The 25,398-nt window shown below is 43.7% G+C and carries 20 protein-coding genes and 1 riboswitch; of the genes, 15 read left to right on the forward strand and 5 right to left on the reverse strand.

Translation table 11 applies throughout. The annotated features are described in order from the left end of the window. Positions 1–201: 201 nt before the first annotated feature. The 3 genes from N693_RS0115640 (at position 202) to N693_RS0115650 (ending at position 3,952) form a co-directional block, all read left to right on the forward strand. The gene (locus N693_RS0115640) at positions 202–1,368 is read left to right on the forward strand and encodes an ankyrin repeat domain-containing protein (RefSeq protein ID WP_025785770.1); all 1,167 of its coding nucleotides are present in this window, start codon (positions 202–204) and stop codon (positions 1,366–1,368) included. 169 nt (positions 1,369–1,537) lie between these two features. Beyond that, positions 1,538–2,476: a carbohydrate kinase family protein gene (locus tag N693_RS0115645; RefSeq protein WP_025785771.1), complete on the forward strand. Its 939-nt coding sequence runs from the start codon at positions 1,538–1,540 to the stop codon at positions 2,474–2,476. A gap of 213 nt (positions 2,477–2,689) precedes the next feature. Beyond that, positions 2,690–3,952 carry an MFS transporter gene (locus N693_RS0115650; protein WP_025785772.1) on the forward strand — a complete coding sequence of 421 codons (1,263 nt, stop codon included), beginning with the start codon at positions 2,690–2,692 and terminating at the stop codon, positions 3,950–3,952. Positions 3,953–4,129: 177 nt separating this feature from the next. Here N693_RS0115650 and N693_RS0115655 read toward each other — a convergent pair whose 3' ends face one another. Together N693_RS0115655 and N693_RS0115660 are read right to left on the reverse strand one after the other, a co-directional pair. Next, on the reverse strand, positions 4,130–5,701 hold the full coding sequence (locus tag N693_RS0115655) for a bifunctional diguanylate cyclase/phosphodiesterase (RefSeq protein WP_025785773.1): 1,572 nt from the start codon (positions 5,699–5,701) through the stop codon (positions 4,130–4,132). Positions 5,702–5,936: 235 nt separating this feature from the next. Further along, complete coding sequence (locus tag N693_RS0115660; protein WP_025785774.1) at positions 5,937–6,803, reverse strand: glycerophosphodiester phosphodiesterase family protein; 867 nt, start codon at positions 6,801–6,803, stop codon at positions 5,937–5,939. A gap of 154 nt (positions 6,804–6,957) precedes the next feature. Between N693_RS0115660 and N693_RS0115665 the strand changes: the two genes are divergently transcribed. The 5 genes from N693_RS0115665 (at position 6,958) to N693_RS20305 (ending at position 11,652) form a co-directional block, all read left to right on the forward strand. Next, positions 6,958–8,091 (forward strand): ABC transporter ATP-binding protein, encoded by a 1,134-nt coding sequence (locus N693_RS0115665; protein ID WP_025785775.1) that lies wholly within the window; start codon positions 6,958–6,960, stop codon positions 8,089–8,091. Beyond that, positions 8,088–8,990, forward strand: a complete 903-nt coding sequence (locus tag N693_RS0115670; RefSeq protein ID WP_025785776.1) for a carbohydrate ABC transporter permease — start codon at positions 8,088–8,090, stop codon at positions 8,988–8,990. The genes N693_RS0115665 and N693_RS0115670 overlap by 4 nt, the downstream gene beginning before the upstream one ends. 26 nt (positions 8,991–9,016) lie before the next feature. Further along, positions 9,017–9,805 (forward strand): carbohydrate ABC transporter permease, encoded by a 789-nt coding sequence (locus tag N693_RS0115675; protein WP_371257570.1) that lies wholly within the window; start codon positions 9,017–9,019, stop codon positions 9,803–9,805. Positions 9,806–10,027: 222 nt separating this feature from the next. Next, positions 10,028–11,398: an ABC transporter substrate-binding protein gene (locus tag N693_RS0115680; RefSeq protein ID WP_025785778.1), complete on the forward strand. Its 1,371-nt coding sequence runs from the start codon at positions 10,028–10,030 to the stop codon at positions 11,396–11,398. Between the two features lie 107 nt (positions 11,399–11,505). Then, positions 11,506–11,652: a hypothetical protein gene (locus tag N693_RS20305; RefSeq protein ID WP_156028945.1), complete on the forward strand. Its 147-nt coding sequence runs from the start codon at positions 11,506–11,508 to the stop codon at positions 11,650–11,652. A gap of 1,292 nt (positions 11,653–12,944) precedes the next feature. Here N693_RS20305 and N693_RS0115690 read toward each other — a convergent pair. The 3 genes from N693_RS0115690 to hutG form a co-directional block, all read right to left on the reverse strand. Further along, positions 12,945–14,051, reverse strand: coding sequence for a Xaa-Pro peptidase family protein (locus N693_RS0115690; RefSeq protein ID WP_025785779.1), 1,107 nt, complete (start codon positions 14,049–14,051; stop codon positions 12,945–12,947). Between the two features lie 116 nt (positions 14,052–14,167). Beyond that, positions 14,168–15,376 carry a sodium/glutamate symporter gene (gltS, locus tag N693_RS0115695; protein ID WP_025785780.1) on the reverse strand — a complete coding sequence of 403 codons (1,209 nt, stop codon included), beginning with the start codon at positions 15,374–15,376 and terminating at the stop codon, positions 14,168–14,170. Beyond that, positions 15,366–16,331 carry a formimidoylglutamase gene (gene hutG / locus N693_RS0115700; RefSeq protein WP_025785781.1) on the reverse strand — a complete coding sequence of 322 codons (966 nt, stop codon included), beginning with the start codon at positions 16,329–16,331 and terminating at the stop codon, positions 15,366–15,368. Before hutG ends, gltS begins: the two co-directional genes overlap by 11 nt. Before the next feature lie 130 nt (positions 16,332–16,461). Here hutG and N693_RS0115705 point away from each other — a divergent pair, with 130 nt between their 5' ends. The 7 genes from N693_RS0115705 (at position 16,462) to N693_RS0115735 (ending at position 25,385) form a co-directional block, all read left to right on the forward strand. Next, positions 16,462–17,340, forward strand: coding sequence for a LysR family transcriptional regulator (locus N693_RS0115705; protein ID WP_025785782.1), 879 nt, complete (start codon positions 16,462–16,464; stop codon positions 17,338–17,340). Between the two features lie 222 nt (positions 17,341–17,562). Continuing rightward, positions 17,563–17,666, forward strand: a riboswitch (purine riboswitch). A gap of 196 nt (positions 17,667–17,862) precedes the next feature. Further along, entirely contained in the window at positions 17,863–19,179 is a 1,317-nt protein-coding gene (locus tag N693_RS0115710; protein WP_025785783.1) for an NCS2 family permease, read from the forward strand. 22 nt (positions 19,180–19,201) lie between these two features. Then, positions 19,202–20,965 carry an adenine deaminase gene (locus N693_RS0115715; RefSeq protein ID WP_025785784.1) on the forward strand — a complete coding sequence of 588 codons (1,764 nt, stop codon included), beginning with the start codon at positions 19,202–19,204 and terminating at the stop codon, positions 20,963–20,965. Positions 20,966–21,290: 325 nt separating this feature from the next. Next, positions 21,291–22,025, forward strand: a complete 735-nt coding sequence (locus tag N693_RS0115720) for a polysaccharide deacetylase family protein (protein WP_051508759.1) — start codon at positions 21,291–21,293, stop codon at positions 22,023–22,025. Next, on the forward strand, positions 22,015–22,626 hold the full coding sequence (locus N693_RS0115725) for a DedA family protein (protein WP_025785786.1): 612 nt from the start codon (positions 22,015–22,017) through the stop codon (positions 22,624–22,626). Before N693_RS0115720 ends, N693_RS0115725 begins: the two co-directional genes overlap by 11 nt. A gap of 12 nt (positions 22,627–22,638) precedes the next feature. Further along, positions 22,639–23,817 carry a hypothetical protein gene (locus N693_RS0115730; RefSeq protein ID WP_025785787.1) on the forward strand — a complete coding sequence of 393 codons (1,179 nt, stop codon included), beginning with the start codon at positions 22,639–22,641 and terminating at the stop codon, positions 23,815–23,817. Positions 23,818–24,212: 395 nt separating this feature from the next. Continuing rightward, entirely contained in the window at positions 24,213–25,385 is a 1,173-nt protein-coding gene (locus N693_RS0115735) for a hypothetical protein (protein ID WP_025785788.1), read from the forward strand. The last annotated feature ends 13 nt before the right edge of the window (positions 25,386–25,398 follow it).

Below are 25,398 nucleotides of genomic sequence, written 5' to 3' on the forward strand. Positions count from 1 at the left end.
GTTCCTTTGACCAAGAAGGTGTTTTATAAATTAGCACGGGTTTTAATGCGCTGGGAGTCAACTAATTATGCAACATGTAATAATGCGAGTAAATTCGGTTTTACCACATAATCCTATTTCAAGATTCATTGTAAGGAAAAAAACTTCAACATCGAGTACACTGAAACTAGTAGAAATTTGATAGTGAAAAGGAGATAGGACATGGAAGGAAACAAAAGGGACACCGAGTTGTTAGAAGCTGTACATCAGGGAGACCATCCTCGTATTTCACATTTGCTTGAACAAAAAGCAAATGTTGAAGTGACTGATGAAATGGGGCGGACAGCGTTGATGATTGCCGTTCAACATAACGACACGGATGCAGTTGCCCAGTTGCTAATAGCGGGGAGTGATCCAAATCATCGAGATATCACAGAATTGACGCCTTTCATTTGCGCAGGAGCAAATGGGTTTACTGCTTCGTTACGTTTGATGGCTACTTCAGGAGCGGACGTAACTAGTGTGAACCGTTTCGGTGGAACAGCTTTGCTACCAGCAGCTGAAAAAGGCTATTTACATACTGTGGAAGCATGTCTATCAGTAGGTGTTCCAGTCGACCATGTTAACCACCTTGGATGGTCCGCGTTGCTGGAAGCGGTGATTTTAGGGGATGGCGGAAGGCTGTACGCAGATGTAATTCAAACATTGCATGAAGCAGGAGCATCTGTTCATCTACAAGATTTCGATGGGAAATCAGCAGTGATGTACGCGGATGAACAAAAGCAAGAGCGGGTTCTTGGATTACTGACAGATACACTCGAAGATCCACAACATCCAGCAGTTCTTGAAGCGAAGTCTTATGCAGCAGATAAAGATTGGACAGCCGCTTCACAAACTGTACAAGTAGCACTCGAGTCCGATGGAGACAACTTGGATCTACTATTTTATGCAGGGTTTTATTTAGCTGCCCAAGATCGTTTTGAAGAGGCTTTGGAACAATATAGCCGGGCGTTAGTGGTTGCTCCAGATGCTTTGGAGTTCTATTTTTACACAGCCTATTGTTACCGGTTAATGAACCAACCAGAAGATGCGCTTCTTGAGTTTGATAAAGGCGCGGCGCTCTCTTTTGAAAACGCATTTCATCTCTATCATAAATCGAATTATTTACGCGAACTCGGGCGTCACGAAGAGGCGGTCGAGGTGATGGATGAACTCGTAGAACGACATCCGACACGATATGATTTCTGGTTCCATAAAGCGAACAGCTTACGCTCACTTAATCGCCACCAAGATGCAATTACGGCGATTGAACATGCAATCGAGTTACAGCCGGATAATCCGCTTTATACGAAACATAAAGCACAGTCTGAACTCTTGTTGCAGCGCTAATAAATGGATGGACAACTGCCTAGTTATTGGACTAGGCAGTTTTTTGAGTGCTTAAACAAGAAATTGATCCGGATGGTGTATATTCGTGCTCATCGAATCCCCTCCTTCTATAAGAGGAACTTCCATGATAAACTGTATAAAAACTCAGAAATGGAGTACACCATACATAATGAACAAACACATTCTGATCTATGGTGATGTATTTGTCGATTACATCGCTGAAGACGAAACCAATTCATCATTTAGTACGTATTTAGGCGGAGCAACTGTCAATGTGGCAGCTGGCATCGCTCGTCTAGGCGCACCAGTATCTTTCATCACTATAACCGGGGATGACGAAACATCTGAATTTGTGCGCATAGAGCTTCAGAAAGAAGGGGTTGACTTGGCAGCCGCTATCCTTGAACCCGCAAAACGTGTGAATGGCGTTTACGTACATCTAACACCAGAGCATGATCGCGTTTTTTCAAATTACCAAAACGAAACACCGGATATTCAAGTAACTGCACAAGATTTACGGGAAGAAACGTTTGAGCAAGCGTCTATATTACATATTTGCTCAGGCACTATGTTTCATCCGACAGCTCTAGAAACGACTCGAAGAGCAGTGAAGCTTGCGAAAGAAAAGGATACACTTGTCTCATTTGATGCAAATATTCGCCCCTTACGATGGGAAAGTGAAGAAATCTGTCGTGAAACAACGACATCTTTTTTGACGGATGCAGATCTTGTCAAACTAACGGAAGAAGAGCTAACATTCATGACGAATAAGGAGACGTTGGAAGAAGGGGTGTCTGAACTTGAAATGTATGCGATTCCTGTAGTCTTAATTACGCGAGGTGACTTAGGCACGATTGCCATTATTCATGGTGAACAGTTTCACATTCCTTCAGTCAAAGCGGTGGCAGTAGATACAACTGGAGCCGGGGATGCATTTATGGCTGGGGTATTACGTCAGATTCATCTACATGGATACCCAGTAAATTCCTCTGAGTGGAAAGAAGTGGTTCGTTTCGGAAATCAGATGGGAGCGCTATGTGTGACGAAAACAGGTGCATTGTCCGCAATGCCTTATGCGCATGAATTGGATTATATTATTTCGGAATAATAATTTTCGAGGTATTATTTGATTGGATAAACTTTTTGAGTTGGCATAAATTATTCTAAAAATAATTTAAAACTTTTTTCAGACTTCTGGAAAAAGTTTTTTTATTTATTTGAACATCTAAATACTGTCGAAAAGTGATATACTATGTTGGTTGGACAAGTCGTGGATTATCAAAGGTGCGCACAATACAAAAAAGAATAAGGTGGGACTAGTATGGAAAAGACAAAAAGTAAAATTCATTACGCATGGTGGATTTTAGTTGGGCTATGTTTAATGGTCGGACTTGGAAAAGGCGCGCTCAATAATACAGCGGGTCTATTCATTACCCCGGTTGCTAAGGATTTGGGAGTTGGAATTGGGAACTTAACGCTGTACTTAAGTATTTCAGCTATTGTAACGTTAGTATTTTTGCCGATCGGTGGAAAGTTGATGGCGAAATATGATACGAAAACACTTCTTGTTTTTGCTATAGTTTTACAGGCAGGCGCTTTCGCTGCCTTTGGATTCATGAAAGCTGTATGGGGTTGGTACGTATTCTCTATTCCATTGGCAATTGGTGGTGTGTTCATTACTGTTATTGCAGGACCAGTCTTAATCAATCAATGGTTTAAGAAAAGTAATGGGCTGGCGCTAGGGATTATGGGTGCTGCTGGAGGTGCAATCGGTGCGATTGCTCAACCTGTAGTTGGAAATCTTATTGCGGGTCGAGGCTGGAGCCAGACGTATATTATTGTCGGTGTCGCAGTAATGATTATTGTCATACCAGTGATTCTGTTACTCATCCGTAAATCACCAAAAGACAAAGGCTTGTTGCCTTATGGTGCAGCGGTTGCGTCTATCGATGGAGTACCAGCCGAGGACACAAATGACAAAGGTATTTCTTTTGCAATTGCACGCAAGTCAGGAGCATTCTATTCACTAGCAGTATTTTTCTTCCTAATTACGGCAATTGCGAGTTTCTCCATTCACATACCAACGTTTCTTGCAAACAAAGGTTATTCTGTTGGTTTTTCAGGAACAGTGATGGGGGTTTCTATGATAGGAGTGTTGGTAGGAGCACTGGTGCTTGGAGTACTAAGTGATAAACTGGGCTCTAAAAATACATCAGTACTTGCTATGCTTCTCGGAGTTGTGGCGATTGCAATGTTCTTATTCTTTGCTGAAAATGGTGTGCTTGTTACAATTGCTGCAGGGATTTTTGGATTTACTACTGCATCCATTGGGACACTTGCACCAACGCTTGCTTCAACGCTTTTCGGAAGTAAAGACTATAGCCAAATTTACGCGACTGCATCATTGGGTCTTGCTGTGGCATCCATCATCGCATTGCCTGCATATGGGTTTGTATATGATTTTTCTGGAACGTACACAATCGTTCTTTGGATCATCGCCGCAATGTTTGTTATTAACATCCTAGCAATTCTTTTTGCATTCAAAAGTAAAAAGAATCTTGTCGAACAGGGCCATTGGAACTGATCGAGCTATTCTATCCTCACTTCTATTTCTGGAAGTGGGGATTTTTTTTCTATTTCCACCAAGTCAAAAAAGGCTGCTTGCCCGTCAATAGAGACGGACAAGCAGTCTTTTTTATCGGAAACGATCGGAATGCCCCGAGAAACGAGCGTTTCCGTACCTTGAATGGAATAGTGAGAGTTATTTCACTTTCAATAATGTTGAAAGGTTATATGTAATCTCAATTTCTTCCGCGGGTAGTGGCTTACTGAACAAATAACCTTGCCCGAATTGGCATCCACACTGTGCGAGAAGTGTTGATTGGTCAACTTCTTCAATTCCTTCTGCAATAAGTTCCATATCGAGATTACGTCCCATATCGATAATCGTCTGTACAATGGATTGCATGGGTTCATGGGTCAGCATCTCCATCGTAAAGGACCGGTCAATTTTTAAATAGTCGATTGGTAAAAATCCGAGTTTACTCAAGGACGAATAGCCGGTTCCGAAGTCATCAATTGCTAATTTTATGCCGAGCGAACGAATTTCCTCGATGACTCGGACAGACTCTGAATCATTCAACATCATGGATTCTGTAATTTCTAAAATAAGTAAATGAGCAGGGAATTGAGTAATTTCCAGGACGTCTTTCACGAAAACTGGGAATTTTGGATCCTTGAACTGTCGGATGGAAACGTTGACTGCAAGACCTAAGTTATCGTTGGCACTGTGCCACTCTTTCACTTGTCGGCATGCTGATTCCAATACCCATGTACCTATATCGTTGATCAAACCTGACCTCTCCGCAACGGGTATGAACTCTCCTGGGGGCACGAGTCCTAATTCAGGATGCTTCCATCGTACAAGTGCCTCGAAGCTTTTAAGACGCCCCGTCGCAAGATTGACCACCGGTTGATAATGGATGAGTAACTGATCGGTCTCTAAAGCATTCCGGAGATCATTTTCAAGCATCAGTTTCTTCAGTTCTTCATTTTCGGCAGATTGGGAAAATACTTTATATGTGTTTCCGCCTAGCTCTTTGGCGCGATACATCGCCCGATCGGCATTTTTTAATAGTGTCACTGAATCAGAACCGTGTTCAGGAAGGTGGCTAATTCCAATACTTGCAGACGTATAAAGGAACGTGTTGTTGACTTCAAATGGTTCCTTGAACGCATCCAGTATATGTTGTGCAATCTCAACGGCTCGTGAGTTTGGCAGTTCAGACAAAATGACGAACTCATCGCCTCCGTGACGAAAAACTTGGGAACCCATGGGAATCGTTTGCCTCAGTCGCATACTAACCAATTTAATGAACTTGTCGCCTGACAAGTGCCCCATTGTATCATTGATCGACTTGAAACGATCAAGATCGAGAAAAAGGATAGCGAGTTCGGAACGCTCTGCCGTCATTTTGTCGAGTACGCGAAATAATCTATACCGATTTTGAAGACCTGTTAGAAAATCATGATTGGCATTGTAGTCCAATTCGATGTTGGTTAACGTCAGTTTCTGCTGAATTTCTTTATTCTCTACAAGTTGTTTTTGTAGAGAATAAGCAGTTTTATCAGCTTTTCGGAACAAGTATATGAAAACCGGTGTGGAAAAGAGGAGCATAGTTCCGGTTCCCAAGAGGCTATACCAAATTTTGTTATTGAACTCTAAGTGATAAATCCGAATAAGCGATTCTTCAGCAATAAGAGGCAGAATAACTACGAAAGTGATGATTAAAAAAAGTCGCTTATATTTGTATGTTTGAGTTGCTAGCTCCATAGTAGACCGCCATCCTAAGTAATGTTTGATAAATTGAAGTAAATGGGAAAGAAACCATCTGAAGGATATACGTCATTTATCGACAAAATTTTGACGGCTTGAATAGGTTTAATGGCATATGTATTGAAGTTATAAGACCTATTTAAGAAAGTGCTAACTTCAATATATTTAACATTTTTGGATAGTGTAGAGAATGTTCGCATACAGTATGCTATAATTATTTTGAAATTTACTATTATTTAGAATTTTGATGCAGAAGGTTGATTATAAGATCCGGTTTGTCGGTGAAAATACCGTTCACTCCCAGTGAAATGAGAGTGGAAGCTTGCTCTGATTGATTGACAGTAAAAGGGTGTATCGCTAACCCTGACTGATGCACGGCTTCCACAAGCTGTTCTGTAACAACCTCTGCGTTTACTCCTATACCAGAGGCATATCGTGATACTTGTTTCAGTTTTGCAGATGACAAATTCGCTTTTTTCTTAAATGAATATAGTTGGATCAGAGGAGTGGTAGGACTCAATTCATGTACTTTTTTTAAGCTGTCACTGCTGAAAGATTGGATGATAACTTTCGGAAGCGGATCATCTCGGTCTAGCAGGTGATGACCGTCCAACTGTTCAAAAAGTTGCTGTTCAATACCTGGATAACGATCGGGAGACTTGATTTCAATGTAGTAATTGGTTTGGTCTCCGAATTCACGCAGTACTTGCTCAAGGGAAGGAACACGAAGACTAGTAAACCTCTGAGATGCGAATTTGTTATCCGGTCGATTGAATTCATCTGCAGGTTTGAAAGCGCTTAACGTATCTGTGGTGATCTCATCAATCTCCAATTCACTGCCATTCAATTCAATTGAATCGTTGTGAAGGACGACGAGTTTGCCGTCTTTCGTCCGATGGAGATCGAGTTCAATATAATGTGCGCCCATTTCGATCGCGAGCTCATAGGATGGAAATGTGTGCGCTGGCGCATACGCAGAGGCTCCGCGGTGTGCAATTACAAGAAACGGTTCTGACGGTAGAGAAACAGGTTGTTGGTAAGTAGGAGAGCAGCCGGAAAGGAAGAGAAGGAGAATAGTGCCGACCTTTAGTAGCTTCAAGAGAGTGACCTCCGATCCTTTTGAATGTAAATCTCGTGTAAAGTTGATGTTAACTTATGTAAATAGTACGAAAACTTGTTACTGGAAATGATACCATGACCTTGATAAGAGCGACAGGTCAAATGGAAGTTGACTACCCGAAAGGATGGATTGGATGAAGAAAGTCGAACTGATTGACGTGTCAAAGTCTTATGACAAACAAGTCGATGTGATTTCGAATATCGACGTAACGATCGAACCCGGAGAGTTTTTTGTCTTAGTCGGTCCTTCTGGGTGTGGCAAGAGTACAATGCTGCGGATGATAGCTGGACTGGAAGAAATCACTGGTGGAATAATTGAAATCGGCGGGAAACGTGCAAATCATTTGTCTCCGGACAAGCGTGATCTATCGATGGTTTTTCAAAATTATGCTTTGTATCCACATTTGACAGTGCAGCAGAATATAACGTTTGGGCTCGATGTCAAGAAGGTGAAAAAAGCCGTCCAAACAGAAAGAGCTAACGAAGTTGCAGAGATGCTTGGGTTAACCGACTTTTTGAAACGTAAGCCGCGTGAACTTTCAGGTGGTCAGAGACAGCGAGTTGCTCTTGCACGTGCGATTGTAAGCGAAGCACCGATCTGTTTGATGGATGAGCCGCTTTCCAACTTGGATGCGAAATTACGTGCTCACATGAGGATGGAGATTCGGCGAATTCAGCGTAAGCTTGGTATCACGATGATATACGTAACGCACGACCAAGTGGAAGCAATGACAATGGGTGATCGGATTATGATCCTTCACGAAGGGAAGATCCAGCAAGTCGGAAAGCCAATCGATATTTATAATTATCCTGCGAATCCGTTTGTCGCAACATTTATCGGTTCACCGCCTATGAATATTAGTCCAGCCAGGGCGGAACCGACCAAGTCTGGTGTTTTCATTGAAGATACGATCCATGTTCCGATGAATGAGCAACAGCTTGTAGCGAGTTCTGCGAGATCGTTGCTAGCAGGGATACGTCCAGAGCATATAAAACCACTCGTGTCTGGGACGGAGAGTGGAAATCGGATTCAGGTTGAGGTGACGAATGTCGAAATCCTTGGCAATGAAACCGTATTTTCTTTCCAAGTCGGACAGCGTGAATGGATGGCGAAATGGAGTGGACAATGGGATATAGCAATTGGTGATCATATTCCTATTTTGTTAGGCGCTGAATACTTCTGTGTATTTGATGAAGAGACAGGAGAGCTGATTCGTAAACCAGAGGGTCTTGAGCACCTCTCGATTGCGAAAGAGGTGATCCTATGACGACGGTTCGTGCTCCAGGTATCTGGAAACGTTCTGCAAACTTACGTGTTGGATTTTTATATCTTTTGCCGTCCATCATTTTATTTGCGGTCTTCCTCTTTTATCCGATGATCAGGACGATTTACTTAAGTTTTTTTCTGACCGATCAAAACGGAAATGCAGCGGTCAATGTGGGGTTTGAAAACTACAGCTACTTACTCACATCTCCTGCATTTTTGAATAGTATGAAGGCAACTGGGTTATTCGTCCTGTATACGGTGCCTATAGGTATTATTCTCTCATTATTTTTTGCATTGCTCGCAAATGAAAAGCTGAAAGGAATTGGCTTTTTCAGAACGATGTATTCGTCAACAATGGGAATATCTGTTGCCGCATCCTCAGTCATCTGGTTGTTTTTGTTCCATCCGAGTGTCGGTGTTTTCAATCGGATTTTGCTTGTTCTCGATTTTCCGCAAATCCAGTGGTTACTGGATCCGGAATGGGCGCTTATATCGATTGCGATTTCAACGATTTGGATGAATACAGGGTTCTCGTTTCTGATTCTTCTCGGTGGATTACAAAACATTGACGAGCATCTGTACGAGAGCTCACGCATTGATGGGGCAGGGTATTTTTATAGACTTCGGCGCATTACAATACCTATGCTATCACCTACGTTATTTTTCATCATTACCATTTCACTGATTAATGCATTTCAAACTTTTGGCCAGATTGATATTTTGACCAAAGGAGGACCTTCTCAGTCAACAAATTTAATTGTGTACTCGATTTATCGGGAAGCGTTCATCAATTATCAATTTGGAACGGCAAGTGCGCAGGCGGTTATTCTTTTCGTTATCATTCTGGTGGTCACCATCCTTCAATTTAAGCTTGTCGAAAGGAAGGTGCATTATCAGTGAGAGACTCGACGCTTAAGAAAGTTTGGATTTACTTTCTATTGACTGTCACATCCTTTCTGGTGTTCTTCCCTGTGTTGTATGCTTTTATGATTTCATTTATGAGTGGACCTGAAATTCTTCAAGGTCGATTTTTTCCGGAAGCATTTAATTTCGATAATTATGCGAAGGTGTTTGACAGGCTTCCGTTACTTAAATACTTGTTGAATAGTTTCATTGTTTCACTTAGTGTCATGGTTGGGCAGCTCGCAGTTTGTAGTTTGGCCGCCTATGCATTCGTTTTTATTCCGTTTAAAGGAAGAGACCTCGTATTCTTCTTATTCATCTCCACGATGATGATTCCATGGGAAGCGACGATGATTCCGAACTTTTTTACGATTCAAAAGCTCGACTGGTTGAATACTTATCAAGGAATGTCCTTGCCATTTTTCGCACTCGCATTTGGAACGTTCTTGCTGCGCCAGCATTTCAAAACGATTCCGAAAGAGTTGCAGGAGGCTTCCCAAATTGCAGGGCTCAGTCGCTTTGCGTTCTTTTGGAAGGTGATTTTACCAGTTTCCAAAACAAGTCTCGTCACACTTGGGGCATATGGCTTCCTGACGACGTGGAATATGTATTTGTGGCCATTGCTGATCACGACAAATAGTTCGGTGCGAACAGTTCAAATCGGATTAAAGCAGTTGCAGTCCCAAGAGATTTCAACCGATTGGGGGGTGGTCATGGCTGGTGTCATCGTCGTCATCATTCCGACGTTATTGCTGTTGTTCATCGGACAGAAGCAATTGCAAAAAGGCTTGTCGCAGGGTGCTTTGAAGTGATGGTGTTATATAAATGAATCATTAACTTCAAATATACTCCGTTGATTGGAGCGGAAGACGGCGACTCCTGCGGAATCAGCGAAGATCGAAGACCCCGCAGAAGCGTAGCGCCGAGGAGGCTGAGATCGAGCCCGCGGAAAGCGTCCGTCTGAAGCGTAAATCAACACTGTTTATTAGCAGAACAATAGAATGAAAACTATGAGAGATGGGGTGTAGAGGAAGATGAGAAAAACTGTGAAGCTCATGCTATTATTTTTAACGGTACTCAGTCTGGCAGTCCTTGCAGCGTGTACGAATAGTGACTCCAGCACGAAGGATGAAGAGAATAAGGGAGAAGACACGAAAGGCGAAGCTACGAAGACAGAAGATGGCAAAGTGTCCATCGAGTTTTGGCACGCCATGTCCGGGACTGGACAAACGTCGTTGGATGAAATCGTTGCAAACTTCAACGAGTCTCAAGATAAATACGAAGTGAAAGCCGAATTCCAGGGGACGTATGAAGAGTCGCTGACCAAATTACGTAGTGTCGGCGGAACGAAAGACGCTCCTGCGATCACACAAGTTTTTGAAATCGGTACAAAGTATATGATCGACAGCGGCTATATTGAGCCAATCCAGAAGTTTATTGACAAAAATAATTTTAACGCTGACGAGCTCGAGCAGAACATCTTGAACTACTACAAAGTGGATGACGAGTTGTACTCCATGCCTTTTAACTCTTCCACACCAGTTATGATCTATAACAAAGATGCGTTCAAGGAAGCTGGACTCGATCCTGAAAAAGCACCTGAAACGTTCGCAGAGGTCATCAATTCCGCTGAAAAGCTGACAAAAGGTGAAATGTACGGGTTCTCCATGCTGACGTATGGTTGGTTCTTCGAGCAACTATTGGCAACACAAGGTGGCGACTATGTGAATGAAAACAATGGGCGCACAGGTGATGCAACGGAAGCTGCCTTCAATAGTGACGAAGGACGCCTCGTGTTCCGCACACTCGATACAATGAACAAAGCGAAAACGTTCGGAAACTTTGGAACAAACTGGGATGATATCCGTGCAGCGTTTGCATCTGAAAAAGTAGCGATGTATTTGGATTCATCCGCAGGGGTTGCAGGAGCAATCGACACTGCGCCGTTTGAAGTCGGTGTTGCATATATCCCACATGCGGACGAAGTGAAACGCAATGGCGTTGTAATCGGCGGGGCATCACTTTGGATGTCGAAAGGGATTGCAGAAGAGGAGCAAGAAGCTGCTTGGGAATTCATGAAATACTTAACGACTCCTGAAGTTCAGGCGAAGTGGCATTTGGATACTGGTTACTTTGCGATTAACCCAAAAGCATATGACGAAGAAAACGTGAAAGAGAAGTGGGCCGAATTCCCTCAATATAAAGTGACTGTGGATCAGTTACAAGATACGGTCCCAGGCTATGCAACACAAGGCGCGCTCATTTCCGTGTTCCCAGAGTCGCGTCAACAAATTGTGACAGCACTTGAAGATATGTATCAAGGAAAAGATCCGGCTGAAGCATTGGAACAAGCGGCAGAAGGAACGAATCGTGCGATTGAAGTGGCAAATAAAACGAAAAAATAAGAGTGAAGGCGCTCCACTACTGTGGGGCGTTTTTGCATGTGATAGGAAGGATTAAAGAAGGATATGTAGAAGATACTGGGAATTGAGTGTGGAAGGGGTGGCGGCGTGTGAATGGAAAAAGAGCTAAGCGTAACAAGAAGAAAGAAGAGAGTGGTTGCTTGTCAGATTTGTTTTTTGTCGTACCCGATATAGTGTTTGCGCCGATTCAATGGCTGTTTCGTGGTGTTATAGCATTTTTTAGGAATGTTTGGTGACGGCTAGGTCGCTACGAGAGAAAATCGGCAACATGGAGGCTGTTATAGGCAGTTTGCCGTTAGGAATCGGAACTAAGGTGTCGTGAATCGGCATTATCAAGAGAAGAATCGGCAACGAGACACAATTCAACATCATTAAGGGATTAATTGGTAGCGCTTCGCGCGTTTTTGGAAGGGTTAGTTTCACTGCGAGCTGTGCATTTTACGTTCTCCGACAGTTCTCATAGAATGCCCGACACTCCGATTGATTTCTCAGACACTGGGAGACTTTCTCAATCACTCCGACTGATTTCTCCGACACTTAGCAGAGTTTCTCGATAACGGGACACAATTCAACTGCTTGGAAGGATTAATTGGTAGCGCTTCGCGCGTTTGGGGCAGGGCTATCCCGCTGCGAGCTGTGCATTCTACGTTCTCCGACAGTTCTCGGGGAATGTCCGACACTCCGATTGATTTCTCCGACACTGGGAGACTTTCTCAATCACTCCACCTGATTTCTCCGACACATAGCAGAGTTTCTCGATAATGGGACACAATTCAACTGCTTGGAGGGATTAATTGGTAGCGCTTCGCGCATTTGGGGCAGGGCTATCTCGCTGCGAGCTGTGCATTCTACGTTCTCCGACAGTTCTCGGGGAATGCCCGACACTCCGATTGATTTCTCAGACACTGGGAGACTTTCTCAATCACTCCGCCTGATTTTTCCGACACATAGCAGAGTTTCTCGATAATGGGACACAATTCAACTGCTTGGAAGGATTAATTGGTAGCGCTCCGCGTGTTTTGGGGCAGGGCTATCCCGCTGCGAGCTGTGCATTCTACGTTCTCCGACAGTTCTCGGGGAATGCCCGACACCCCGATTGATTTCTCCGACACTGGGAGACTTTCTCAATCACTCCGACTGATTTCTCCGACACTTAGCAGAGTTTCTCGATAACGGGACACAATTCAACTGCTTGGAAGGATTAATTGGTAGCGCTTCGCGCGTTTGGGGCAGGGCTATCCCGCTGCGAGCTGTGCATTCTACGTTCTCCGACAGTTCTCGGGGAATGCCCGACACTCCGATTGATTTCTCAGACACTGGGAGACTTTCTCAATCACTCCGCCTGATTTTTCCGACACGTAGCAGAGTTTCTCGATAATGGGACACAATTCAAGTGCTTGGAGGGATTAATTGGTAGCGCTTCGCGCATTTGGGGCAGGGCTATCTCGCTGCGAAACACGGAAATTAGCACAAAAAAGCCGTTTGCGTCATGTATTTGACATGATGCAAACGACTGCTCAATTTTCTATTAGCCTAGAATTCTTAACTCGCGAGGGAATGTAGAAAGCACTTCAACTTCGCCAGCTTCATTAATATAAACGGTGTCTTCGATTCGAACGCCGCCTTCACCTGGGATGTAGATGCCTGGCTCAATTGTGAATACGAGTCCGGGCTCTGCGATTTCTTCGTTGTTCATATGGATAGAAGGTTCTTCGTGTACTTCAATTCCGAGACCATGGCCGACGCGATTGTTGAAATACTCACCGAATCCAGCTTCTTGAATGACATTGCGTGCAGCGATGTCGAACGTTTTCAATGGATTTCCAGCTTGGACGGCGTGGATTCCGGCCTGGTTCGATGCAAGTACTGTATCGTAAATGAGTCGCTGGCGATCGGATGCTTCTCCGATAATGAATGTACGTGTCGTATCAGACATATAGCCGTCTTTCGCCACTCCGAAGTCAATTAGCAAATAATCACCGACTTGTAGTTTACGCTCGCCAGGTTCGCCGTGTGGCAACGCAGCTTTTTCACCGGATAGTACAATCGACGAGAAAGAGGGACCATCTGCGCCAAATTTACGCATTAAGTATTCGAGCTCGGCTGTCAGCTCGGATTCCGTCATTCCGACTTTTACGAGCTTGATGCCTTCTTCAAGGACACGCTCGATAATTTCTATTGGTTTCTTCAATGCAGCGATTTCTTCACGTGTTTTACGTTTACGCAGCTTGTTGATGAAAGCCTGAACATCCGCCACTTCTGCTGCAGGAAATGCAGTACTGAATTCGTTGTATCGGAAATAGCTAAACGCTTTCGCTTCGATTCCAACGTTTCCTGAAAGGTCACCGACAGTAGAACGAATGACATCGAATGGAAGTTGTTCATCGGAAATTGAGACAATTGTTTGGATATCAGAGCTTTCTGCAGCTGCATCTTTGTCGAGTGCAGGAGTGAAGAAAATCGTTTTCCCTTTAGATGCCTCTATAAAGAGACCTAAAAATCGCTCGTGAGGGTCTGAGTTGAATCCTGTGAAATAGAATACGTTGGCAGGATCTGTTACAAGCACCGCAGTAAGTGATTGGTCCTGAAGATGAGTGCGTAGGGCATGGCGCCGTTTTTCGTACATGTCAGTCATGATGAATTCCTCCTGGATATGCAGTATATAGCTTTATTATGACGTAATTAATAGAAGAACAACAGGGATATGCATAGCGAACAAAAAAACCGGCTACCATGAGCCGGTTTACAATGTTAACTAAAGATATTTATTGTAGTAATGATGATTGGCATCGAAACGACATCAATCAGGAACGCACCGACAATCGGTACGATTAAATACGCTGTGCGAGATGGGCCATAACGTTCGGTTACAGCGGCCATATTAGCCATTGCATTTGGTGTAGCCCCAAGTCCGTGTCCTGCAAAACCCGCACACATTACCGCTGCATCGTAGTTTTTGCCGAGGATGCGGAACAGAACGAAAATCGCGAACAACACGAGGAATACTACTTGTACAAAGACAATTACGAGTAGTGGAAGTGCTAGACCTGCAACTTCCCAAAGCTTAATGCTCATAAGTGCCATGGATAAGAAGATGCCTAGAGCGACATCGCCGATAAGGGTGATGCTACGCATGTGCACAATATTTCCGTTAATACGATCGACAACATTACGAATAACAACTGCGACAAACATCGCGCCCACATAGTTAGGCAAGACGATACCGTTTTCCATAAAGCTGCTTGTGAATTTTGTGAATGCATCACCTAGCAATGAACCGCCTGCCATTGAAGCGACAATGAGGAACGCTTGCATCGTGAAATTATCGACTGAAATTGCAGGGTCATGTGCCTCTGCATCATATTCGTATGATTCTTCTACTTCAGTAGATTTTAAGTCGTGTTTTTTGATCAAATACTTAACAAGAGGTCCACCGACCAATCCACCTGCAACCAATCCAAATGTTGCAGCGGCAATTCCGATAGAGAATGCGGAGTCGATTCCCATCGCTTCCACAGTCGTTCCGTAAGCAGTCGCACCACCATGTCCGCCTTCCATGGAAACGGCTCCAGCCATCATTCCGATTAGGGGATGAATGTCGAACAAGTATGACATGGAGACACCGATGAGGTTTTGCATAATCGCAAGAAATCCACAAGCAATCCAATAGATGATCAAGAGTTTTCCGCCTAGTTTTATGAGTGCGAAGCTTGCGCCAAGCCCGACAGTTGCGAAAAACGTTAGCATGAATAAGTTTTGGAGAGATGTATCAAGTGTAAAGTTCACAAGCCCTGTTGCTTTCAAAATTGTTGCAAGAATGGCGAATAGCAATCCTCCGACAACTGGTGCAGGAATACAAAACTTTTGTAAAAACTTGGTTTTACGCACGAGTGCCGTGCCGAGTAAAAACAGCGCCATTGCGAGGAATAGCGTTGTTACCTGATTCAATTCAATTGTCATTCTGTGTACCTCCAAGCAGTGAGACAATCGCTTCATTCGTTAAGTAAGCGCCGAGTTTAACAGTACGGCCGTTCTCATCGAGGGAAGGATTGATTTCTGAGATGTCAAATGAAAGCGTTTTCTGTGCAGACGCAACAATACGAATGAGTTCTCGTACTTGCTTCGGAGAAAGTCCGAATGGCGAAGGCGCACTGACGCCAGGTGCTACAGCAGCGTCCAATACATCTGAACAAAGCGTAAGCATAATATAATCTTGAGTAGCGATAAATTGATGGAGCTGGGTATAGATGTGTTCAACAGGTGTCTCTTCTAATTGTCGTTCTGTTATATAGTGAACGCCAAGACGATCTGCTTCGTCAAATAATAATTGTGTATTACCAAATTCTTGTATGCCTAAGACGAAATAAGAGGTGGTTTCATCTGTGTCGAGCATTTGTTTAAACATGGTCCCTGAAGACGTTTGTTTTTCATAACTGCGTAAGTCGAAATGGGCGTCAATGTTAATAACACCAATCTTCGCATCAGGTCCTACGAATTTTCTTACTCCTAAATAATGCCCGAAAGCGGTTTCATGGCCGCCCCCAAGAATGACAGGCTTTCTGTTATCAGTTAAGCACTGGCGGACAGTTTGTCCAAGTTCACGCTGGGCGTCTTCTAGTTTCCCATCTTCGCAAACAACGGTTCCTAAGTCAACAATTTGGTGTGACTCTGGTTGTCGCCAAGGAAGTTTCGCAAGTTCACGGCGAAGTGAATCTGGGCCAGCAGCAGCTCCGGTGCGACCGTTATTTCGTCGAACTCCTTCGTCAGATGAAAACCCGATCAGTGCACAAGTAGGACTGGTAGCGCTTTCTTTCGGAGAGTTCAGCTGCATCACTTGATGAAGACGAAATGCTGCACGCTTGGTAACATCGTCGATTCGGCCACTCCAGACTTCTGGATTTGTTGCGTTGATCATAGGGATCACCCTTTCAAAGTTAAATGCAATACGCTTCATTATACGAGCAGTCATTTATTATTTCAAATATCTATAATTCATTTACTTATGCTTTTAGGTTATAATAGATCGAAAGAAGGAGATGAGGACAATGGACATCAAACAGCTTCGTTACTTTGTAGCTGTCGTTAAAGAAGGTGGTTTTTCAGGAGCTGCCACTAAGTTACATTTGTCTCAACCTTCACTCAGTAAAGCGATCCGGACGCTTGAAGGGCAAATTGGCTTTCAGTTATTGGATCGGACAACAAAGCGGGTGGATTTGACGGAATCGGGTCGCGTGTTTTACGAGCGTGCCCTTCACATCTTATCTGAAATGGATATTTTTGAAAAAGAAGTAAACGAAGTGAAAGTGGCAGGTAGCGGAGAAGTAAGACTGGGCATGATTGAATCTGTGAAAAACTGGATTCCTAATGTTTTGAAGTGGTATAGGGAGGAATATCCTGATATGCATGTCGTTCTCAAAGAAGTCCTTGGACGCAATGATATTGAGAAGGCTTTACGCGATTATGCGGTACATATTTGTTTGACGAATGAATTTATCGATGAACCTGATATTGTAACCGCGCCTTTGTACAAAGAAAAATTGGTACTCGTCTTGAATGCAGCGCACCCTCTAGCGAGTCGGGCATATATTGAACTGGGACATCTAGCCGATGAGCCGTTTATCATCACGAGTAGAGGATTTCAAACACGTGTGAATATTAATGAAGCGTTTAAAGAAGCGGGCGTAAGCATGGATATTTGCTACGACGCGGATCGCTTCGAAACCATTTTGACTTTAGTGGAGGCAGGGATAGGAGTCTCTATTATTCCTAGAAACTACATTGGGGAAGTTGTGCCAGAAACTCTCGCAATTCGAGAACTGGATAGCCCAAGTCTTGAACGGACAGTGTATTTAGCTTATGTGAAAAATAGATATCGCCCACCAGCAATTGAAGCATTATTGCAAAGAATGCTAGCGAATATATAATCCGATCTGGAGATAGAGTGACCTTCCGAGTTGAAAGGTTGCTCTTTTATTATTCGATGAAATCGGAAACTGGGTATAAATGTGTTGCAAGTGGGTAAAAAGTGGCATGAATGCATTTGTTTTTGAAAGAGACAGCTTTAAAGACGAACGATTAATGATATAAAAACATTATTGTTCATAAAATGCTTGTGATTGAATAACAATCTATGTATACTGACGAAGTGATAAAAGTGAATATAATCTCGTATATGTTCAGTAATACGGTCTGAGCGTCTCTACCAGGTTCCCATTGAAAGAACCGGACTACGAGTTGAAGAATAGTGTGTAAGCATTGTGGTTTTTTGTGTTCTTTAGCATAAAGAAATCGTGAGGTCTTCACACACCCTTTGACTTTCGTATGTCCGGCTTGCAACTACTTGTTGCATGCTGGACTTTTTTATTGCATGCGTATGCAATAAATAGAGACACAAGAGATATTACGTTAGTACAAGTAAGTATGAACGATAATTAGGAGGTTTGCAGATGAATGCAAAAGGGATAACAGAGAAATTGTTTAAGCTAAAAGAATTCGGCACGACGCCTCGAACGGAAATGGCTGCGGGGTTAACGGTTTTCATGACAATGCTGTATGTTCTGATTGTCGTACCTGGCATGTTGGACAACGCAGGATTGCCAAAAGGTCCTGCGACAGTAGCAGTTATTTTGATGACGGGTGTTATTACTATCATAATGGGGCTATACAGCAACCGGCCGTTCGCACTCGCGCCAGGTCTAGGATCTGTTGCTTTTCTATCGGTCACACTTGTCCTTTCAGAAGGAATTCCTTGGCAGACGGGTATGGGGATGGTGTTCATCTCAGGTATTCTGTTCGTTTTATTTACCATTTTGGGACTTAGAAAACTAATTGTACGGCTTATGCCGCCCGCCATCAAACTCTCCATAGGTGCAGGGGTAGGGCTGTTCATCGCTTTGATTGGATTCAGAAGTGCAGGTCTTGTACAGGCTAGCGAAAAGTCAAACTCGCTTCAGTTAGGTGATCTAAGTTCACCGAATGCGATTCTCGCACTGATTGGATTTTTCATCATGGCAGTGCTGTTGGCTCGTAAGGTCCGTGGGCATTTGTTGATTGGAATCGTATTAGTAACAATCATTGGAATCCCGATGGGCATAACAAAGCTACCGACCTCGGTATTTTCTATGCCAGAAAGTATTGCACCTGTTGCATTCAAATTGGATATTTTAGATGCTGTGAAATTGGAGTATTTCCCGTTCTTACTGGCGTTTTTCATTCCTGACTTTTTCTCAAGCCTAGGAACGATGTTAGGTGTCGGGAGTAAAGGGAATATGTTGGACAAAAATGGAGACTTGCCGAATATCGATAAGCCATTTCTCGTCGATGCAGGCGGAACGGCACTTGGATCGCTATTTTCCGTACCCGTGATGACAACGTATGTAGAATCTGCAGCAGGTGTGGAAGCAGGAGGTCGGACTGGACTAACCGCGGTTACAACTGGACTTTTATTTTTGCTAACGATTTTCATCACCCCGCTGATTATGATTATCCCGACTGAGGCAACTGCACCTGCATTGATATTGGTAGGATTGACGATGCTATCTGCTGTGCGCAACATCAACTTTGAAGACGTGACGGAATCACTTCCAGCGTTCATGACGATTGTCATTACAATTTTCACATTCAACTTCGGTAACGGAATCGCAGCAGGGATTATCATTTACGTTATTGTTAAGGCACTTTCAGGACGTCATAAAGAGATTCACCCTGGGCTTTATGTGCTTGTTGTACCGCTCATTTTATATTTTGTTACAATTGCAGAATAACTATAGATAGGAGATAGATTTTATGTATACTCGGAAACAAATTACAGCTGCTGCACGTGGAGATGTCCGGATGGATACGGTGATCGAAGGGGTTCAACTCGTCAACGTATTTACGGCAGAAATCTATCAGGCGGATATCGGAATTAAAGAAAATCGATTCAGCGCGATTGCCAGATACGAAAATGGACAACCAGACTTCAAACTAGAAGGGGAGATAGTCGTCGATGGTCGTGGAAAGTACGCGATTCCGGGATTGATTGACTGTCACGTCCATATCGAGAGCACGATGGTGACACCAGATATGTTTGCCCGGGCACTGATTCAACGGGGGACGACTGTTGCTGTAATCGACCCGCATGAGATCGGAAATGTACTTGGTGCAGAGGGTGTTCAGTATATGGTGGAAGCGAGTCGAGGACTTCCTGTTCAAATCTTGACGACGATTCCTTCATGTGTTCCCGCTGTACCGGGCGTGGAAACGGCAGGTGCTGAGTTTGGACCTGCTGAAGTGGCGGAGTTGTTGAAATTACCTGATGTTGTCGGAATCGCAGAAATCATGGATTACATTGGGGTCATCCAGCAGAATGAGCGAATGGCAGGGATTGTACAAACCGGTCTCGATGCAGGCGTATTGAATGAAGGCCACTTGCCACGTGCTGGTGGACGTGATCTTGCGGCGTATTTAGCAGCTGGTGTGAATTCCGATCATGAAAGTCGTACAGTTGAGGAAATCGTAGAAAAATTGCGTGCGGGGATGCTCATTTACATTCGTGAATCGAGTGTTAGCCAGTTCGCTGACATCGCAGCACAAGCATGGCAACAGCTACCTTATGCATCAAATATCGCAATGTGTACAGACGATGTGGAACCGAATGATATGTTGCATAATGGTCAGTTGAACCGTGTCGTCCGTCGCTGTATCGAAGAAGGAATTCCAGCGCCACTTGCTATTCGTTTTGCCACGTTACATGGGGCGCAACGATTTGGGCTACATGATCGTGGGGCGATCGCACCGGGCTACATCGCGGACTTCTCCTTAGTGGAATCACTCGAAACCATGAAAGTGGCAGACGTTTGGTCAGAAGGTCGGATGGTTGTGAAATCGGGCGAGATTCTTGAAACAATCGAAAGCGCTGTGCCTCCTTTGACAAAGAATACTGTCAAGCTCCCGGAACTTAATGCTTCAGATTTTGTTCTTAAAGCACCGATTGAAAACGGAAAAGTCACTGTGACATCAATGGAAATGACGAAAATCGGGACAACAGCGCGCGGAACAGTGGAATTACATGTTAAAGATGGTGTGATTTCTGAGTTGCCGGAAGGGTATCTATTCGCATCGGTTACGGGGCGTCATGGACAGAATCGTAAGCCATTCGTTGGTGTACTGAAAAATGCAGGTCTTCGTGAGGGTGCATACGCAACGACTGTCGCACACGATAGCCATAATCTAGTATCCGTCGGTACAAACGCAGCTGATATGTACGCTGCATCACAAGCACTAGCAGCATCAGGTGGTGGATTGTGTTTGATAAAGGATGGGATCGTGCAAGCACAAGTGGATCTACCAATCGCAGGGCTGATGGCAGCTGAACCAATCGAACAGCTCGGTCCGAAAGTTGAAAAGTTCAACGAAGTCGCACGCTCAATGGGAGTTCAAGTCGGCAGAAGATCACCATCCATGGCCCTCTCATCGCTGACACTTACAGTTATCCCAGAAATCCGTATCACAGATCTCGGATTGGTTGATGTTCACACACAACAGATGATTTCTTTGTTTGCGGAATAATTCTGATGTTGTCCTATTAGTAACTTAGAAGCTAATTCTCTATTAGCTCCGTTGTTTGAGTGGAAGACTGTGACTCCAGCGGAACAATCGAAGAACGAAAACCGCCAACATCCGAATATGACAATAAAAAGAAACCGTGCATGAACGCCATGCACGGTTTTTCCATATAACTAAATAGACGGTTCATGCATTACTTGTAATCTTAAGAAAGTCTTCATGAATTCCCTAGTTATTTCAAAAGAAAGATTTGTCATACTAAAGATGTTCAGCTTCCAAAAGAATGGGTAAAACATAGTATACAAGAGAAGTGAGAGGAGGGAGATCGATGAGGAAGGGGATACTGACTTTCTTTGCGATTCCAATACTGATTTATAGTTTGTACACATATGCGGCCACGCTACTTATACGCATAACGAGTATCGGAATCCGTAAAAAGGTGTGTAACGGCACAGGAATTGCGCTTACATTCGACGATGGTCCAAATCCAATTTATACACCGAGATTGCTCGATTTGTTAGCACATTATAATATCAAAGCTGTTTTTTTCGTCGTAGGGAGGCATGCCGAAAACTATCCGGAAATCATACAAAGAATGCATGCGGAAGGACACTCAATTGGCATCCACCATTACGAACATGTGTCAACTTGGCGACTCACTCCTCAACAAACTCATCAACAGATCAAGCGTACCGCCAAAGTGATTAAAGAACTCACTGGAAGTGAACCTACTTTTTATCGTCCTCCTTGGGGACGTTTCAATCTAGCGACCTTGCCCGTCTCACGTCAATTCAACACGATCATGTGGACACACATTGTGGGAGATTGGAAGATTCGTACATGCGATGAACAATTGTCTAAAAGGTTGCGTGCAATCCCAGCGGATGGATCGATTGTGGTGTTGCATGATGATGGAAGCAACCCGGGAGCGGATGACGAAGCTCCTGCACATATGCTTCGCGTGCTGGAATCTTATATTCAGGAAGCGACTAAAAAAGGTACCCGATTCATCGCACCAGATGAGCTGATGAAGTATGGACAGGAGCATGGTCATGTCCATTGAAGCGATGACAGACTATCTTCTTCAGTATGGTAGCATCGTCATTTTCATCCTCTTGTTCTTTGGGATTGTCGGCATTCCTTCACCTGAAGAATCGCTGATCTTTTTGATCGGTGTCTTGATTGCGCAACATCAACTTCATCTGATTCCATCTTCAATCGCTGCGGTACTGGGCGCATTGACTGGCATGTTGACCGCTTACGCAGGAGGTCGATTCATTGGATACCCACTGTTACACAAAGTCGGGAAATTTATCGGTCTGACACAAGAACGCTGGGGAAAAGCGGAGCAATCGTTTAAACGGAGACGCAAACGCACAGTTTTGTTTGGGTTTTATATGCCGGGTATTCGGCAGATCAGTCCATACTTTGCAGGATTGACAGCTATGCCTTTCTTTCAGTTCATCGGGCTGGCTGTTTTTGGAACCATTCTTTGGGTGGTGCCTTTTCTGATAGCAGGATATGTGCTCGGCCGTTCGTTCCATGTTAATCCAAGTTACGCTTCTCTCGTAGGTCTATTTTTCTTAGTATTGATGATCGGCTGGTTCCTTTTTAAAAGAGTGAAGTCGAAAAAGAAAGTGAAAAACTATAAAACACGTACATAGGAGGTGCAAAAGATGAAGAAGGTCTTGTTTTTTCCGTATTTACAAATGCAATCAGGACATCATCAGGCAGCGGAAGCACTGATGGATTTAGTTCAGCAGCGGTATCCTGACGCTGAAGTGAAAAAAATCGACTTGTTGTCGGAAACGAATAAAGTGTTGGAAAAAGTCATTACAACAGGCTATTTGCAATGGATTAAACGAGCACCTCGTCTGTATAGCAAGACATATAAAAAACTCTATTTTAGCCAAGAGCCACTGGACGAACAGTATATTTGGCATCAACCGCTGTTTTTGCATAAGTTGAAAAAAATGTTGAGAGAGGAGCAGCCAGACCTCATTTTCTGTACGCACAGTCTGCCCTCTTGTATGCTCAGTAAACTGAAACTATCCGGCCAATGCCACGTACCGGTCGTTAATGTCTATACGGACTTTTTCGTTCATGATTACTGGGGACATCGTGGAATCGATGCACATTTCCTGCCAACTTTAGAATCGAAGGAGCAGTTGACGAAGGATCAGAACGTACCTGGACAGCTAATTGTCACGGGAATTCCAGTTCACCGAAAGATCAGGCGTCCTGACAGCAGAACGTCCTTGCACGACCCACACCACAAACCTATGATTCTTCTAGCAGGCGGAAACAGTGGATTAGGATGTCCATCCCGAATGCTTGAAGAACTGGAGCAAGTCGATGATTTTCAATTTGTTGTGCTTTGTGGACACAATGAGCGATTGTATCGAAAAATCGAGTCTTGGAACCTCTCCCATATCCAACCGATATCGTACGTAACTTCCCGAGAAGAGATGAATGATCTCTACGAGGCTGCAGACGCCCTTGTCACAAAACCGGGTGGAGTTACAGTGAGCGAAGCGCTCCGTAAAAGAATCCCGATGTTTATCCATTCTGCATTACCTGGTCAGGAAGAAATGAACTTAGAAACCCTGATTCCAAAAGGATTGGTCACACAGCTCACGCCTGGTACTCCGTTAGTTGATCAGCTGCGAGAAATGTTGTCAGACAAGAAACGAATGGAATCTTGGAAAATTGCGATGGATGCATATTCAGACGAATTGGCTATCCAAACTGACGAACAGTTTGTGAGTGTCATTGAACAATTGCTTGCTCCAAAAGGGGAAAAAGTACAAGGCAAAGCGCCATCTTTAAAGCGTCGATCGATAACAGTGACGTAAAGACAAGTGCTCCAACAAGTAACGGATCTCATAATACATCGATTTTTAGCCTGCAAAAAGCATTGCAGGCTTTTTTGTTGTCCTTGGTAGTTGATTTGAAGCATAGAGGTGGATGAGAATTCCCTTTTTTGAGTACCAGAGCTAAAGGGAAGAGACACTTAACGAGCTGAAATATCGGAAAAATGAAAAGACATGTATTTTAACTTTAAAAAAATGTCGTTTGGCAAATATGATAAAGACAATGAAGTAAGCGATTACAAAAATAATAAATACACAGAAAAGTCGAAAGGTGTCGAAAAAACTATTTACATATAAAAATATCGGTGATATATTGAATATCTCGCATCTAAAGAATTGCGAAATACTAGAAAAATCACAAAAGGGGGATGAGCCGAATGCTTTCTAATCCACTCATAGCAACTGTACTAGTACTTTCATTAATTGCCCTCGGCGAATGGTTATCCATTGTCTCCAGAGCACGAATCCCGATGTTGCTTACAGCAATGGTCGGATTCCTAGTTCTCACTTGGACTGGAATATTCCCGAAAGATATTTTAGAAGTCTCCCAATTCGCTGCACTCGGTGCTATTTTAATTGGACCGGCGATTGTACATATGGGAACGATGATTCCATTTTCACTTGTGAAGTCGCAGTACAAGGCGGTCCTTATTGCCCTTGGCGGTGTAATTGTCTCAGGAATCTTAATTTTACTCATCGTTCCATTGATTTTTGATTATCCTACAGCGGTTGCAGGGGTGGGGCCAGTTAGTGGCGGCATCATTGCCCTTCTTGTAACTTCAGAGAAATTGAAAGAACTCGGATTGACGTCAATTGTCATCATTCCTGCGCTAGTCGTGGCTTTTCAAGGTGTTGTCGGAATGCCGCTTGCAATGCATTTCATGAAGAAATATGCAGGAGTCATCCAAGGTCAAATCGACGATGGTTCTTTTGTTTCAATGGCGGGTGAGTCTATGGAGACAGAAGAGGCAAAAGTTGTACAGAAGAAGAAAAGTCCTTTACGCACGAGTGCTGTTCTTAAATTATTCTTCGTTTTTGCTGGAGCAGCAATCGGAGTAGCGCTTGGTACTGTCACACCTATCCACTACACACTTTGGTGCTTATTGATTGGGATTGTGGGCTTGAAATTAGGCGTATTTGAATCGAGCGAACTGGAACGTGCAAATTCATTCACGATTACAATGATTGGCATCATCTTTGTCGTCATCGGTTCAATGGCTGGCGTGACACCAGGTCAGGTGATTGAGAATTTACCGGCGATTATTACTATCCTTGCAATAGGAAGTATCGGGATCTCAATTGGTGGATATCTCACCGCAAAACTTGTCAAATGGCACCCTTACAAAGGAATGCCTGTCGCTCTTACAGCATTGTTCGGTTTCCCTGGAGACTATATCCTCTGTGAAGAAGTGAGCCGGAGCTGTGCACGAGACGAGAAAGAAGAAAAAGTGATTTTCAATGAATTGCTAGCACCAATGGTTATCGGTGGGTTTACGACAGTCACTGTTGCATCCGTAGTCATTGCGGGAATCTTGATCAAAACATTATAAAATGGAGGGTTTT

Origin of the sequence: Sporosarcina sp. D27 (assembly GCF_000586555.1) — a bacterium.
In the GTDB taxonomy this organism is placed as follows: Bacteria; Bacillota; Bacilli; order Bacillales_A; family Planococcaceae; genus Sporosarcina.